This window comes from Streptomyces sp. NBC_01214, assembly GCF_026340975.1.
Classification (GTDB): domain Bacteria; phylum Actinomycetota; class Actinomycetes; order Streptomycetales; family Streptomycetaceae; genus Streptomyces.
On record NZ_JAPEOS010000001.1, the window covers coordinates 2,905,680 to 2,920,722 of the forward strand.

Below are 15,043 nucleotides of genomic sequence, written 5' to 3' on the forward strand. Positions count from 1 at the left end.
GCTTCGTGGCTACTTTCCAGGCCCCCAAGGGCACGTACGACCTGATCCCGCCGGTGTCCGTGACGTACCTGGCGGTGCGCGAGGCCCTCGCGGCGCCCCTGCGCAACTCCGGCTACGGCTACATCGAGACCCCCGGCTTCGAGGACGTGGGCCTCTTCGCCCGCGGCGTCGGCGAGTCCACCGACATCGTCTCCAAGGAGATGTACGCCTTCGAGACCAAGGGCGGTGACCAGCTCGCCCTGCGCCCCGAGGGCACGGCCTCCGTGCTGCGCGCGGCCCTGGAGGCCAGCCTGCACAAGAAGGGCAACCTGCCGGTCAAGCTCTGGTACTCGGGCTCCTACTACCGCTACGAGAAGCCGCAGGCGGGCCGCTACCGCCACTTCTCGCAGGTCGGCGCCGAGGCGATCGGCGCCGAGGACCCGGCCCTGGACGCCGAGCTGATCATCCTGGCCGACCAGGCGTACCGCTCGCTGGGCCTGCGCAACTTCCGGATCCTGCTGAACTCGCTGGGCGACAAGGAGTGCCGTCCGGTGTACCGGGAGGCGCTGCAGTCCTTCCTGGGCGGCCTCGACCTCGACGCGGAGACCGTGCGCCGGGCCGAGATCAACCCGCTGCGCGTCCTCGACGACAAGCGGGCCGAGGTGCAGAAGCAGCTCGTCGGCGCCCCGGTGCTGCGGGACTACCTCTGTGACGCGTGCAAGGCGTACCACGAGCAGGTCCGGACCCTGGTGACGGCGGCCGGTGTCGCCTTCGAGGACGACGAGAAGCTGGTGCGCGGGCTGGACTACTACACCCGCACCACCTTCGAGTTCGTCCACGACGGCCTGGGCTCGCAGTCCGCGGTCGGCGGCGGCGGCCGCTACGACGGCCTGTCCGAGATGATCGGCGGACCGGCCCTCCCGTCGGTGGGCTGGGCCCTCGGCGTGGACCGCACGGTCCTGGCCCTGGAGGCCGAGGGCGTCGAACTCGACGTCCCCGCGTCGACCTCGGTGTTCGCGGTGGCGCTGGGCGAGGCCAAGGCGACCGTGTTCAGCCTCGTGACGCAGCTGCGCAAGGCGGGCGTCGCGGCCGACATGTCCTACGGCGGCAAGGGCCTCAAGGGCGCCATGAAGGACGCCAACCGCAGCGGTGCCCGCTTCGCGGTCGTCGTGGGCGAGCGGGACCTCGCCGAGGGCGTCGTCCAGCTGAAGGACATGGAGTCCGGCGAGCAGACGGCCGTGCCCGTCGACGAGTTGGTCGACACGGTCCGGGCCCGCCTCGCCTGACGGCAGCGGCACGGGAGCACGTACGGGACGGGGCCGGGGATCTTTCCCCGGCCCCGTCCGTTCACAGGCTCGTACGGCACAATGGCCCGTGCTTGATCACCTGGCAGATGTGGAGCGGGCGGTATGACGACACGAAGCGCGGGCGCGGACACCACCCGGGGCACGACCGTCGGGGGCAGGACCGTCGGGGGGAGCCGGGCCCTGGCCCTGCTGCTGGTGATCACCGGAGCCGCGGGCCTGCTCGCCGCCTGGGTGATCACGATCGACAAGTTCAAGCTGCTGGAGGACCCGACCTTCAAGCCCGCCTGCAGCCTCAACCCGATCGTCTCCTGCGGCAACATCATGACGAGCGACCAGGCGTCGGCCTTCGGCTTCCCGAACCCGATGCTCGGACTCGTCGCCTACGGGATCGTGATCTGCGTCGGCATGAGCATGCTGGCCGGTGCCTCGTTTCGCCGCTGGTACTGGCTGACCTTCAACGCAGGCACCCTCTTCGGCGTCGTCTTCTGCGCCTGGCTCATGTACCAGTCGCTGTACAACATCAACTCGCTCTGCCTGTGGTGCTGCCTGGCCTGGGTCGCCACGATCTTCATGTTCTGGTACGTCACCGCGCACAACGTCCGCGAGGGGCTGCTGCCCGCCCCGGGCTGGCTCAAGTCCTTCCTCGACGAGTTCACCTGGGTCCTGCCCGTCCTGCACGTCGGGATCATCGGGATGCTGATCCTGACCCGCTGGTGGGACTTCTGGACCTCCTGAGCCCCTGGATCTCCTGAGCCGCTGGACCGCCTGAGCTCCTCGACCGCCTGAGCGCGGGCGGCCCTGTCGGTGGGCTCGCATAGGCTTCCCGTGTGGAACCAGACCTGTTCACCGCCGCTGCCGAAGACCGCCGGGAGAAGGACCCCGCGAGCTCCCCGCTCGCCGTCCGGATGCGCCCGCGCACCCTGGACGAGGTCGTCGGCCAGCAGCACCTGCTGAAACCCGGATCACCGCTGCGGCGGCTGGTCGGGGAAGGGGCCGGCGGCCCGGCCGGTGCCTCGTCGGTGATCCTCTGGGGCCCGCCCGGCATCGGGAAGACGACGCTGGCGTACGTGGTCAGCCAGGCGACGCAGAAGCGGTTCGTGGAGCTCTCCGCCATCACGGCGGGCGTCAAAGAGGTACGGGCCGTCATCGAGGGCGCCAAGCGCGCGGCCGGCGGCTACGGCAAGGAGACCGTCCTCTTCCTCGACGAGATCCACCGGTTCAGCAAGGCGCAGCAGGACTCGCTGCTCCCCGCCGTCGAGAACCGCTGGGTGACGCTGATCGCGGCCACCACCGAGAACCCGTACTTCTCGATCATCTCCCCGCTCCTGTCGCGCTCGCTGCTGTTGACGCTCGCACCGCTGACGGACGAGGACCTGAGCGCCCTGATGGGGCGCGCGCTCACCGAGGAGCGGGGCCTGGGCGGGTCCGTCACCCTCCCGGCGGACGCGCAGGCGCACCTGCTGCGGATCGCCGGCGGCGACGCCCGGCGGGCACTGACGGCGCTGGAGGCGGGCGCCGGGTCGGCCATCGCCAAGGGCGAGGACGAGATCACCCTCCAGACGCTGGAGGAAGCGGTCGACCGGGCGGCGGTCCGGTACGACAAGGACGGCGACCAGCACTACGACGTGGCCAGCGCGCTGATCAAGTCGATCCGCGGCTCGGACGTCGACGCCGCGCTGCACTACCTGGCCCGGATGATCGAGGCCGGGGAGGACCCCCGGTTCATCGCCCGCCGCCTGATGATCTCCGCGAGCGAGGACATCGGCCTGGCGGACCCCACGGCCCTGCCGATCGCGGTGGCCGCGGCCCAGGCGGTGGCGATGATCGGCTTCCCGGAGGCGGCCCTGACCCTCTCGCACGCCACGATCGCGCTGGCGCTGGCCCCCAAGTCGAACACCGCCACGACCGCGATCGGCGCGGCGCTGGCCGACGTACGGGCGGGGCTCGCGGGAACGGTCCCGCCGCACCTGAGGGACGGGCACTACAAGGGCGCGGCGAAGCTGGGGCACGCGCAGGGGTACGTGTACCCGCACGACGTGCCGGGCGCGATCGCGGCCCAGCAGTACGCACCGGACGAGATCCAGGGCAAGCGGTACTACGAGCCGACGCGGTACGGCGCGGAGGCCCGCTACGCGGACGTGGTCGAGAAGGTCCGCGAGCGACTCAAGGGCGCCGGGTCCTGACCCGCGGCGCCGGTGCGGGGTGCTGCCCCGGACCCCCCGCGCCTCACACGCCGGCGGGGCTGGAGGGCCGTGTCGGCCGGCCGGGCGGGCCGTGCCTAGGCTCCCCGCACGGGACGCCGTACACCGCTCGTCGCCGCCGCGGTGGCACTGCTGCTCAGCGGGTGCCGTCACGGCGATGCCGAGACGGCGCAGGCCAGCGCGGCGGCGCTGGTCGCCCGGGTGCCGCTCAGCGGGGCCGCAACGGGGAGACGTACGAGCGCCAGCACCTCGGCAGGTACGGGGCCGACGCGACCGACGCCGTCGGCGGGCGCAACGGCTGTGACACCCGCGACGACGTCCTGCGCCGGGACCTGGGGGAGCTCCGCGAGGGGGACCGGAACCCCTGCGTCGTGCTCTCCGGTGTGCTGTACGACCCGTACACCGGCGGGCCCCGCACCGGCTGGAGTACGCCAACGATCTCGACGTACTGCTCGCCGTGGACAAACGGACCAACTGCGACAAGGGCAGCAAGACGGCCGCCACGTGGCGGCCGCCCCGGCGTGCGTACGGGTGCGAGTGCGCGCGCCGCTACACCGGCATCGAGGACGAGTACGGCCCGTCCGTGACGGCGCCGGAGAAGCTCGCCCTCCAGGACCTGCTGGCCACCTGCCCTCAGTAGGAAGCGGCCGAGAACAGGGAGTGCATCGCCCGGCGCAGGCCGCAGATGTCCGCGACCGGCTCCGGGAAGTCGAAGCGGGCGTCGAAGGAGCCGGCCGGGCCGCCCGTGAAGCGGACGCGCAGGCCCAGGCGGTCCAGGGAGAGCGGGACGGCGGTCATCCCGCGGGCCTCGCGGGCCCCGAGCAGGCCGCCCAGCTCGCCGAGCCGGTCGCCGTGGGCGGAGTGCAGGTGCTGGAGCAGCTCCGACTCGTGCGCGACCAGCGGGTCCGGCTCCGCGGCGGCCAGGTCGTCCGGGTCGACGTGCTCGGCGCCCCACAGGTCGTCCACCGAGATCTCGCCGACCTCCAGGCGCAGCATCATCCAGGCCGGGCGCCCGGTGTGGGGGGCGTCGAGGGACTCCCGCATGCCCAGCAGCTCGCCCACCGGCTGCCGCTCCGCGAGCAGCGCCGCGCAGGCCGCGCGGTCGTCCCCGCGCACCGGCGTCAGCCACCCCGCCAGCCAGGCGCGGCCTCGGATACGATGTGGGACGGACACCGGCGCCACATCCGTGATCTCGATCACGGCGGTGAGGTCGTCGTCCTGGGCGTGAGCGGCTGCCCTGGCAGCCGCGGATTCCCCGGAAACAAGGAGAATCACGTCCCCGTCCGGGGTGACGGTCCGTGCGACCGGCAGCCCTGTCCCGAACTCCTCGGCATCGTGACTGTCACGAGCACCGATCAGCGTGAGGGATACTGAGGCGTTGGACTCTACGAGGGTTCGTACGCGTTCGGCTCCGGTGAGCTGCCGAACGCCTTCCCTGGGACGCGGCTGACCTTGCTTATCGTCGGCGCAAGCGGATTCTGTTTCGTCTGAATCCGAACTGCGTTGCGCACTGGGCAGGGGGATCCCATGTGGTCGAGACATTACGTCCTCCTCGCTAAGGTAAGCCTCACCTAACTTACATGGAGGTAGGTTCCCCGTGAACCAGAAGCGACCCAAGGTCAAGAAGTCGCGTGCCCTCGGCATTGCACTGACCCCGAAGGCCGTCAAGTACTTCGAGGCCCGCCCCTACCCGCCGGGCGAGCACGGCCGTGGCCGCAAGCAGAACTCGGACTACAAGGTCCGTCTGCTGGAGAAGCAGCGTCTGCGCGCTCAGTACGACATCTCTGAGCGTCAGATGGCCCGCGCGTACGACCGCGCCAAGAAGGCCGAAGGCAAGACGGGCGAGGCGCTGGTCGTCGAGCTCGAGCGTCGCCTCGACGCCCTGGTCCTGCGTTCGGGCATCGCCCGCACCATCTACCAGGCCCGCCAGATGGTCGTTCACGGCCACATCGAGGTCAACGGCGACAAGGTCGACAAGCCGTCGTTCCGCGTCCGTCCGGACGACGTCATCACCGTGCGCGAGCGCAGCCGCGAGAAGGTTCCGTTCCAGGTTGCCCGTGAGGGTGGCTACGCAGGCGAGGGCGAGACCCCGCGCTACCTGCAGGTCAACCTGAAGGCCCTGGCCTTCCGCCTGGACCGCGACCCGAACCGCAAGGAAATCCCGGTCATCTGCGACGAGCAGCTCGTCGTCGAGTACTACGCCCGCTGATGCAGGCCTAGTCTCACCGACTGGTCAGCCCGCCGTCCCCTCCATGGGGCGGCGGGTTTTCCGTTTCCGTGCCCGGCGTCAGGGCTGCAGCTGCTCCGCCGCCGCACCCGTCGACACGCGGGAGCCGCGCGGCCGCCCCGCCTGCCGCGGCACCCCGCCGGCGCCGTGCTCCTCCGGATCGCGCAGCGCCCGCCCGACCAGCGCCTCACGGCTCAGCTCCCGGCCCTCGGCCTCGTACGCCGCGTAGCGCTCGGCGCCCAGCAGCTCGCCCGCCCGCTCCCGGCACATCAGCCGGGGGGCGTTGAAGTACCCCGAGCCGAACAGCTGTAGCCCCACCCCGCCCCACATCGGCTCCGCCGCGCCCTGGAGCACCGCGGCCTCGGCAGCGTGCCCCTCCGTGACCGTGACCAGTGCGAGCAGCTCCAGCGCGAGCACCAGCCCGACCAGATCGTGGAAGACGTGGTTGATGGCCACGCACTCGGTCAGCAGCCGCCGCGCTTCCTGGGCGCGCCCCGCGTCCAGGGCCGCGTACGCGAGCACGTACAGGGCGTACGCCTTCGTCCAGCGCTCCCCGCGCTCCTCGCAGATCTCCCGGACCTCCCCGCACAGCGCGAGCGCGCCCGGCAGGTCACCGAGGAAGGCCATCGCCATCCCCAGCTCCAACTGGCACATCAGCACGTTGCTGTTCAGCTCGCCGGCGGCTCGGTACTGCTCCAGCGCCGAGCCCAGCAGCTCCCGGGCCCGCGCCATGTCGTCCGATACCAGCGCCAGGCAGCCCATCCGGTGCACCGCGTAGGCCGCCGCGACCGGGTTCCCGCTCTGCGCCGCCCCGTCCCGGCACTCGTACAGGGTGCTCATCGAGGCCGCCGCGTCCCCCTGCAGGGCCGCGACGTAGCCCAGCACCCACAGGGCCTTCAGCCGCGAGGTCTCGTACTCCACCGCCCGGTCCGCCGGCTCCAGGGTCCGGTCCAGCCAGTGCCGCCCCTCGGTCAGGCGCCCGCAGCCCGCTCAGTAGAACCACAGGGTCCCCGCCAGGTACTGGCCCAGGTGCAGCTCGTCCGGCTCGTCCAGGCAGCACTCCAGGGCGAGCCGGATGTTCGGCAGCTCCGCCTCCACCAGCGCGGCCACCTCCTGCTGGCGCGGACTGAACCAGTCCAGCTCGCACCACGTCGCCAGCCCCACGTACCAGTCCCGGTGGCGCCGCCCGCAGGCGTCCGGCGTCGCCCAGCGACTCCAGCCACCCCGCCCCGTACGTCCGTACGGTCTCCAACATGCGCAAACGCACCCCGGCGGGCGTCTCCTCCCGGACCAGCAGGGACTGGGCGAGGAGCTCCCCGACCAGGTCCAGCACGTCCTCCACCGGCAGGTCCGGACCCGCGCACACGTATTCGACGGCCTCGAGGTCGAACTGCCCCGCGAACACCGACAGGCGCGCCCACAGCAGCCGCTCCGCGGGCGTGCACAGCTCGTGGCTCCAGCCGATCGTCGTCCGCAGCGCCCGGTGCCGGGCGAGCCCGCCGCGCGCACCGCCCGTCAACAGCGCGAAGCGGTCCTCCAGCCGGGCCAGCACCTGCGCGGGGGACAACGTTCGCAGTCGGCCCGCCGCCAGCTCCAGCGCCAGCGGGATCCCGTTGAGTCGGGCGCACAGCTCGACCAGCGCGCCCCGGTTCTCCGCGGTCACCGCGAAGGCAGGGTCGGCCGCGGACGCCCGCGCCGTCAGCAGGGCCAGCGCCTCCTCGGCGGCCGGCGGGGCCAGCGGGAAGACCGACTCCCCGTCCAGGGCCAGCGGACGCCGGCCGGCCGCGAGGACGCGCAGGCCGGGACAGCGCCGCAGCAGCTCCCGTACCAGCTCGGCGCACTCGTCGACCAGCTGCTCGAAGTCGTCCAGCACCAGCAGCAGCCGGCGCCCGGCCAGGTGCTCGGCCAGGACCGTCCGAGGCGGCCGGGTGGTGTGGTCGGTGAGCTCCAGGGCCTCGGCGAGGGCCAGCTCCAGCAGCGCGGGATCCCGTACGGTGGCGAGCTCGGCCAGCCAGACGCCGTCGCAGTAGCGTTCCTGCGATCCCTCGGCGGCGGCCCGGGCCGCCGCGCGCACGAGCCGGGACTTGCCCACCCCGCCCACGCCGGTCACCGTCACGAGCCGCGAGCACTCCAGGAGCCGCCCCACCTCGGCGAGTTCGCCACCCCGCCCGATGAACCGGCCGAGCTCCGAGGGAAGATTGCCCCCGGCAGTACTTCGAAGGGGTGTCTGTCCCATGGGACACGGAGGGTACTGGTCCGGACGCGCTGCGTTCAAGGCGGGGCCGGTCCCCACGGATTTCCGGTACGGCCGAGGATCTCCGGCGCGATAGGGTCGGAGGGCGAATAGTCCTGCGGTTCAGGTACAGACAGAGAGCGGTGTGACGTGTCCGGTGTAGAGGTGGCCGGGATCATCGTGGCCGTCTTCTGGGCCATCCTGATCTCCTTCCTCGCCGTGGCCCTGGTGAGGCTGGCCCAGGTGCTCAAGGCGACCACCAAGCTGGTGGCCGACGTGACCGACCAGGCCGTTCCGCTGCTCGCCGACGCCTCCACCACCGTCCGCTCCGCGCGCACCCAGCTCGACCGGGTCGACGCCATCGCGAGCGACGTGCAGGAGGTCACCTCCAACGCCTCGGCGCTGTCCTCCACCGTGGCCACCGCCTTCGGCGGGCCGCTGGTGAAGGTCGCGGCCTTCGGCTACGGCGTCCGCAAGGCGCTGGGCAAGGGGGATGCCGCGACGTCGGGCGGCACGCCGCCGAAAGCATCCCGACGAACCGTGATCGTTGGACGTACGGTGCCGGCCGCCCGGCGCCGGAAGCAGAAGGGCTGAGACCGCCGATGTTCCGCCGAGCCTTCTGGTTCACCGCAGGCGCAGCCGCCGGCGTGTGGGCCACCACCAAGGTCAACCGCCAGCTGAAGAAGCTGACGCCGGAGAGTCTCGCCGCCCAGGCGGCCGACAAGGCCGTGGAGGCGGGACACCGCCTCAAGGACTTCGCCCTCGACGTCAAAGCGGGAATGACGCAGCGCGAGGACGAGCTGAACGATGCGCTGGGGCTCCACCAGGACCCCGACCGGCTCGACAACGTCACGGCCCTCCCCGGGCCGCGGCGGCTGCGGGCCATCGAGAACAGCAAGACGACCACCTACCGACCTAAGTTTTCGTACGACCGGAATGAGGACCACTGATGGAGTCGGCTGAGATTCGCCGCCGCTGGCTGAGCTTCTTCGAGGAGCGCGGTCACGCCGTTGTCCCTTCGGCGTCGCTCATCGCGGACGACCCGACTCTGCTGCTGGTCAACGCGGGCATGGTCCCGTTCAAGCCGTACTTCCTCGGCGAGACCAAGCCGCCGGCCCCGCGGGCCACCAGCGTGCAGAAGTGCGTCCGTACGCCGGACATCGAAGAGGTCGGCAAGACCACCCGGCACGGCACGTTCTTCCAGATGTGCGGCAACTTCTCCTTCGGGGACTACTTCAAGGAAGGCGCCATCAAGTACGCCTGGGAGCTGCTCACCAGCTCCGTGGCGGACGGCGGCTACGGCCTGGAGCCGGAGAAGCTCTGGATCACCGTCTACCTCGACGACGACGAGGCCGAGCAGATCTGGCGCGAGAAGATCGGCGTCCCCGCCGAGCGCATCCAGCGCCTGGGCAAGAAGGACAACTTCTGGTCCATGGGCGTCCCGGGTCCCTGCGGCCCGTGCTCCGAGATCAACTACGACCGCGGCCCCGAGTTCGGCGTCGAGGGCGGCCCGGCCGTCAACGACGAGCGCTACGTGGAGATCTGGAACCTGGTCTTCATGCAGTACGAGCGCGGCGCCGGCGACGGGAAGGAAGACTTCCCGATCCTCGGTGACCTGCCGTCGAAGAACATCGACACGGGCCTCGGCCTCGAACGCCTCGCGATGATCCTGCAGGGCGTGCAGAACATGTACGAGACCGACACCCTGCGCGTGGTCATGGACAAGGCCACCGAGCTGACCGGCGTGCGCTACGGCGCCGCCCAGGGCACCGACGTGTCGATGCGCGTGGTCGCCGACCACATCCGCACCTCCGTCATGCTCATCGGCGACGGCGTCACCCCCGGCAACGAGGGCCGCGGCTACGTGCTGCGCCGCATCATGCGCCGCGCCATCCGCAACATGCGCCTGATGGGCGCCACCGGCCCCGTCGTCCAGGACCTGGTCGACGTCGTGATCAACACGATGGGCCAGCAGTACCCGGAGCTCGTCACCGACCGCAAGCGCATCGAGACCGTCGCGCTCGCCGAAGAGGCCGCCTTCCTCAAGGCTGTCAAGGGCGGCACCAACATCCTCGACACCGCCGTGACCGAGACCAAGGCCACCGGCGGCACGGTCCTCTCCGGCGACAAGGCGTTCCTGCTCCACGACACCTGGGGCTTCCCGATCGACCTCACCCTCGAGATGGCCGCCGAGCAGGGCCTGACCGTGGACGAGCCCGGCTTCCGCCGCCTGATGCAGGAGCAGCGCGACCGGGCCAAGGCCGACGCCAAGGCCAAGAAGACCGGCCACGCGGACATGTCCGCCTACCGGGAGATCGCCGACGGCTCCGGCGCCACCGAGTTCACCGGCTACGCCACCACCCAGGGCGAGTCGACCATCGTCGGCCTGCTGGTCAACGGCGTTTCCGCGCCCGCCGCCTCCGAGGGCGACGAGGTCGAGGTCGTCCTCGACCGCACCCCCTTCTACGCCGAGGGCGGCGGCCAGCTCGCCGACCAGGGCCGCATCAAGCTCGACACCGGCGCCGTCATCGAGATCCGCGACGTCCAGCAGCCGGTCCCGGGCGTCTCCGTGCACAAGGGATCCGTCCAGGTCGGCGAGGTGACGGTGGGCGCCTCCGCGTACGCCGCCATCGACGTCAGGCGCCGCCGCGCCATCGCCCGCGCCCACTCGGCCACGCACCTGACCCACCAGGCGCTGCGCGACGCCCTCGGCCCGACCGCCGCCCAGGCCGGTTCGGAGAACAGCCCCGGCCGCTTCCGCTTCGACTTCGGCTCCCCGAACGCCGTTCCCGGCTCGGTCCTCACCGACGTCGAGCAGAAGATCAACGACGTGCTCTCGCGCGAGCTCGAAGTGACCGCCGAGATCATGAGCATCGACGAGGCGAAGAAGCAGGGCGCCATCGCTGAGTTCGGCGAGAAGTACGGCGAGCGGGTCCGCGTCGTGACGATCGGCGACTTCTCCAAGGAGCTGTGCGGCGGCACGCACGTCGGCAACACCGCCCAGCTGGGTCTGGTGAAGCTGCTCGGCGAGTCTTCCATCGGCTCCGGCGTGCGCCGCGTCGAGGCCCTCGTTGGCGTGGACGCGTACAACTTCCTCGCCAAGGAGCACACGGTCGTCGCCCAGCTCCAGGAGCTGGTCAAGGGCCGTCCGGAGGAGTTGCCGGAGAAGATCGCCTCCATGCTCGGCAAGCTGAAGGACGCCGAGAAGGAGATCGAGAAGTTCCGCGCGGAGAAGGTCCTCCAGGCCGCTGCCGGGCTCGCCCAGAACGCCCAGGACATCAAGGGCGTCGCCCTCGTCGTCGGCCAGGTGGCGGACGGCATCGGCGCCGACGACCTGCGCAAGCTGGTCCTCGACGTCCGGGGCCGCATCCAGGGCGACCGTCCGGCCGTCGTGGCCCTGTTCACCGTGGCGAACGACCGCCCGCTGACCGTCATCGCCACCAACGAGGCCGCCCGCGAGCGCGGCCTCAAGGCGGGCGACCTGGTCCGTACGGCCGCCAAGACCCTCGGTGGCGGCGGTGGCGGCAAGCCGGACGTCGCCCAGGGCGGCGGCCAGAACCCGGCCGCCGTGCCGGAGGCCATCAGCGCCGTCGAGCGCCTCGTCGTAGAGACGGTCTGACGATGACCCTGCGCCGCGGCCGCCGGCTCGCCATCGATGTCGGTGACGCCCGTATCGGGGTCGCCTCGTGCGACCCCGACGGGGTGTTGGCCACACCGGTGGAAACCGTTCCGGGCCGGGACATCCCCTTCGCCCACCGGCGGCTGCGGCAGCTCGTCGAGGAGTACGAGCCCCTCGAAGTCGTGGTCGGCCTTCCCCGCTCGCTCAGCGGGCGGGAGGGGCCGGCCGCGGTCAAGGTGCGCGCCTTCGCGAACGAACTCGCCAAGGGCATCAAGCCGGTGACGGTCCGTCTGGTGGACGAGCGGATGACCACGGTCACCGCCGCCCAGGGTCTTCGGGCCTCCGGAAAGAACGCCAAGAAGGGCCGGTCGGTCATCGACCAGGCAGCCGCTGTGGTGATCCTTCAGAACGCTCTTGAGACCGAACGGGTATCGGGTAATCCGCCTGGCGAGTGCGTCGAAGTGGTTGTCTGATCGCGATACGGTAACGTTCCGCGCGATGAGACGGCATTCGAACAGCCGTCGCCCACCGTCAAAGAGACGGAACCGGGTGCCACGGACGACGGAGTCCGTGGCCTCCGTCTCGCGGCTCTAGGGGACCGATGACTGAGTATGGCCGGGGCCGTGGCCCCGAACCCTGGCACCCCGAGGACCCCCTTTACGGGGACCAGGGGTGGACCGGGCACCAGACCCAGCAGGGCCAGGTGCCTCACGGCGGTGCCCCGCAGCAGCAGGAGTACCCACAGGAGCCGCAGTACCAGCAGCAGCAGTACCCCCAGCATCCGCAGTACCAGCAGTACCCGGAGTACCCGGAGTACCAGCAGCAGTACCAGCAGCAGTACCCGCAGGGGCAGTACCCGCAGCAGGCACAACAGCAGCAGCCGCAGCAGCAGTACCTTCAGGGCCAGTACCCGCAGCAGCGGTACGTCGGGCAGCAGCAGGCACAGCAGCCCCAGCCGCAGCAGCCGGCCTACGACAGCCAGGGCTGGGACACCGGCCAGGGCCAGTACGCGGCGGCCGTGCAGAGCGGCCCGTACGCGGGCGTGGACCCCTACACCCAGCAGCCCGTGACGGGCTACCCGGGCGAGGCCCCCGACCTCTACGGCACGGAGGACGCCTACGCGCCGCCGCAGCCCCCGGGCCGGCGGAACCTGGAGCCGGAACCCGTAGAGGAGCCGGAGCCCGCGGAGGAGCCGGAGAACGACCTGCTCACCGCCGGTGGGGGCCGTGACGGCGACGACGGCGACGGAGACGACGGCGACGACGGCGACGGCCGCCGGGGCGGTCGCTCCAAGGGCGGCAAGCCCAAGAAGCGCAGCGGCACGGCCTGCCTGGTCGTCGCGGTCGTCATCCTCGGCGTGGTCGGCGGTGGCGGCTACTACGGCTACAACTACATCAAGGCCAGGTTCAGCTCGGCCGAGGACTTCGCGGGCGAGGGCAGCGGCGAGATCGTCGAGGTCGAGATCCCCAAGGGCTCGGGCCTCATGCAGATGGGTCTGATCCTCAAGAAGGCGGGCGTCGTCGCCAGCGGACAGGCGTTCGTCGACGCCGCGTCCAAGCTCCCTCCGGGCACGGCCATCCAGGCCGGTGTCTACCCGCTCCGGAAGAAGATGTCGGCCGCGTCCGCGGTCGAGGTGATGAGCGACCCCTCGAAGCTGAACGTGATCACGGTCACCGAAGGCATGCGCAACAGTGCGGTGTACGCGGCGATCGACAAGAAGCTGAGCCAGCAGGAGGGCACCACCGCCGAGATCGCCAAGCGCGAGGTCAAGAACCTCGGCCTGCCCGCCTGGGCGAACAACAACCCGAAGCTGATCGACCCGCTCGAGGGCTTCCTGTACCCGGCGCGCTACGACCTCAGCAAGGACAGCACTCCCGACTCGCTGCTCAAGCAGATGGTCAAGAACGCGACCGACAAGTACACGGAGCTGGGCCTCGAGGGCAAGGCCAAGGAACTGGGCCTGGAAAATCCGCTCCAGGTGGTCACGGTCGCCAGCCTCGTCAACGCCGAGGGCAAGAACCACGACGACTTCCGGAAGATGGCCGAGGTGGTCTACAACCGCCTCAAGAAGACCAACGACGTCACGAACCAGAAGCTCCAGTTCGACTCGACGTACAACTACGTCAAGAACCAGAGCGAGATCAACTTCAACCTGAAGGAAGCCCAGGCCTTCGACCACCCCTACAACACGCACTTCGTCAGGGGGCTGCCCACCGGTCCGATCAACAACCCGGGCCTGGACGCGCTGACCGCTACGCTCAACCCGGACCACGGTGGCTGGATGTTCTTCGTGTCGGTCGACGGCAAGACCACGACCTTCACCAAGACCTACGAAGAGCACACCAAGCTGGCCAACGAGTTCCAGGAACGGCAGAAGCAGAAGAACGGCGGATAGCAGGACATGTCACGCATAAGGGCCGCGGTGTTGGGTTCGCCCATCGAGCACTCGCTCTCACCGGTGCTGCACCGCGCCGCTTATCAGGAGCTCGGCCTCGACGACTGGTCGTACGACCGCTTCGAGATCGACGAGGCCGCGCTCCCGGAGTTCGTGGCAGGACTCGGCCCCGAGTGGGCCGGGCTGTCCCTGACCATGCCGCTCAAGCGGGCGATCATGCCGCTGCTGGACGGCATCAGTGACACGGCCGCCTCCGTCGAGGCGGTCAACACGGTCGTCCTCACCGAGGACGGCCGGCGCCTCGGCGACAACACCGACATCCCCGGCATCGTCGCCGCGCTCCACGAGCGCGGCGTCGAGAAGGTGTCCTCTGCAGCCATCCTCGGCGCGGGCGCCACGGCCTCCTCGGCGCTCGCCGCGCTCTCGCGGATCTGCTCCGGCGAGGTCACGGCGTACGTCCGCTCGGCGGCCCGGGCGGACGAGATGCGGCAGTGGGGCGAGCGGCTCGGCGTGCCCGTCCGCACGGCCGACTGGTCCGGGGCGGCCGAGGCGCTGTCCGCGCCCCTGGTGATCGCCACCACTCCGGCCGGTACGACCGACGCCCTGGCGGCGTCCGTACCCGAAGGGGCGGGCACCCTCTTCGACGTCCTCTACGACCCCTGGCCGACCGCACTGGCCGCGGCCTGGTCGCGGCAGGGCGGCCAGGTCGTCGGCGGACTCGACCTCCTCGTCCACCAGGCCGTGCTCCAGGTCGAGCGGATGACGGGCCGGACCCCGGGTCCGCTCGCCGCCATGAGGGCCGCCGGAGAGCGCGCGCTCGCCGCCCGTTAGGCTTTCCACCTGCGTATTCACAGGGGGCGGCATGGACGGCAACAGCACGGACTTAGTACTCGCGTCGAAGTGGGACCTCCCCTTCGTCATCTTCAGCATGGTCAGGGTGGCGTTCGGCACCCTGCCCCTGTGGGCCAAGGCGCTCATCCTCGGACTCTTCGGTTCCGTCGTCGTCTGGTACGGGATCACCTGGCAGCGCGAGCGCGGCCGGCGGGCCCGTTGACGCCTCGGGCGTCCGATAGCTGGACCGG

General features: G+C 70.9%; 12 protein-coding genes and 1 pseudogene. 11 read left to right on the forward strand and 2 right to left on the reverse strand.

Translation table 11 applies throughout. The features are described from left to right. The first annotated feature begins 5 nt into the window (after positions 1-5). The 4 genes from hisS (at position 6) to OG594_RS13920 (ending at position 4,127) form a co-directional block, all read left to right on the forward strand. Positions 6-1,265 (forward strand): histidine--tRNA ligase, encoded by a 1,260-nt coding sequence (hisS, locus tag OG594_RS13905; RefSeq protein WP_266598631.1) that lies wholly within the window; start codon positions 6-8, stop codon positions 1,263-1,265. A gap of 123 nt (positions 1,266-1,388) precedes the next feature. Continuing rightward, positions 1,389-2,021: a vitamin K epoxide reductase family protein gene (locus tag OG594_RS13910; RefSeq protein ID WP_266598633.1), complete on the forward strand. Its 633-nt coding sequence runs from the start codon at positions 1,389-1,391 to the stop codon at positions 2,019-2,021. Between the two features lie 92 nt (positions 2,022-2,113). Then, positions 2,114-3,469: a replication-associated recombination protein A gene (locus tag OG594_RS13915; protein WP_266598635.1), complete on the forward strand. Its 1,356-nt coding sequence runs from the start codon at positions 2,114-2,116 to the stop codon at positions 3,467-3,469. A 475-nt stretch (positions 3,470-3,944) separates the two neighbouring features. Next, complete coding sequence (locus OG594_RS13920; RefSeq protein WP_266598637.1) at positions 3,945-4,127, forward strand: hypothetical protein; 183 nt, start codon at positions 3,945-3,947, stop codon at positions 4,125-4,127. Here the strand turns inward: OG594_RS13920 and OG594_RS13925 are convergent. Next, positions 4,121-5,029: a DUF2470 domain-containing protein gene (locus tag OG594_RS13925; RefSeq protein ID WP_266598639.1), complete on the reverse strand. Its 909-nt coding sequence runs from the start codon at positions 5,027-5,029 to the stop codon at positions 4,121-4,123. The two genes, OG594_RS13920 and OG594_RS13925, sit on opposite strands and share 7 nt — an antisense overlap. A gap of 55 nt (positions 5,030-5,084) precedes the next feature. On the opposite strand from OG594_RS13925, the gene rpsD reads away from it, so the two are divergent. Then, a complete protein-coding gene (gene rpsD, locus OG594_RS13930; protein ID WP_008740451.1) occupies positions 5,085-5,696 on the forward strand; it encodes a 30S ribosomal protein S4 in 612 nt (203 codons plus the stop codon). Between the two features lie 78 nt (positions 5,697-5,774). Here the strand turns inward: rpsD and OG594_RS13935 are convergent. Next, positions 5,775-8,080 (reverse strand): annotated as a pseudogene (locus tag OG594_RS13935) (AAA family ATPase). A gap of 17 nt (positions 8,081-8,097) precedes the next feature. Between OG594_RS13935 and OG594_RS13940 the strand changes: the two are divergent. From OG594_RS13940 to OG594_RS13965, 6 genes are all read left to right on the forward strand, one after another. Further along, positions 8,098-8,541 carry a DUF948 domain-containing protein gene (locus tag OG594_RS13940; protein WP_266598641.1) on the forward strand — a complete coding sequence of 148 codons (444 nt, stop codon included), beginning with the start codon at positions 8,098-8,100 and terminating at the stop codon, positions 8,539-8,541. A gap of 8 nt (positions 8,542-8,549) precedes the next feature. Next, on the forward strand, positions 8,550-8,897 hold the full coding sequence (locus OG594_RS13945) for a DUF6167 family protein (protein ID WP_266598643.1): 348 nt from the start codon (positions 8,550-8,552) through the stop codon (positions 8,895-8,897). Next, positions 8,897-11,566, forward strand: coding sequence for an alanine--tRNA ligase (gene alaS / locus OG594_RS13950; protein ID WP_266598645.1), 2,670 nt, complete (start codon positions 8,897-8,899; stop codon positions 11,564-11,566). Before OG594_RS13945 ends, alaS begins: the two co-directional genes overlap by 1 nt. A gap of 2 nt (positions 11,567-11,568) precedes the next feature. Next, positions 11,569-12,039 (forward strand): Holliday junction resolvase RuvX, encoded by a 471-nt coding sequence (ruvX, locus tag OG594_RS13955; RefSeq protein WP_030009552.1) that lies wholly within the window; start codon positions 11,569-11,571, stop codon positions 12,037-12,039. Between the two features lie 128 nt (positions 12,040-12,167). Next, positions 12,168-13,961 carry an endolytic transglycosylase MltG gene (gene mltG, locus OG594_RS13960; RefSeq protein ID WP_266598650.1) on the forward strand — a complete coding sequence of 598 codons (1,794 nt, stop codon included), beginning with the start codon at positions 12,168-12,170 and terminating at the stop codon, positions 13,959-13,961. Between the two features lie 6 nt (positions 13,962-13,967). Further along, positions 13,968-14,792 carry a shikimate dehydrogenase gene (locus OG594_RS13965; protein ID WP_266598652.1) on the forward strand — a complete coding sequence of 275 codons (825 nt, stop codon included), beginning with the start codon at positions 13,968-13,970 and terminating at the stop codon, positions 14,790-14,792. The last annotated feature ends 251 nt before the right edge of the window (positions 14,793-15,043 follow it).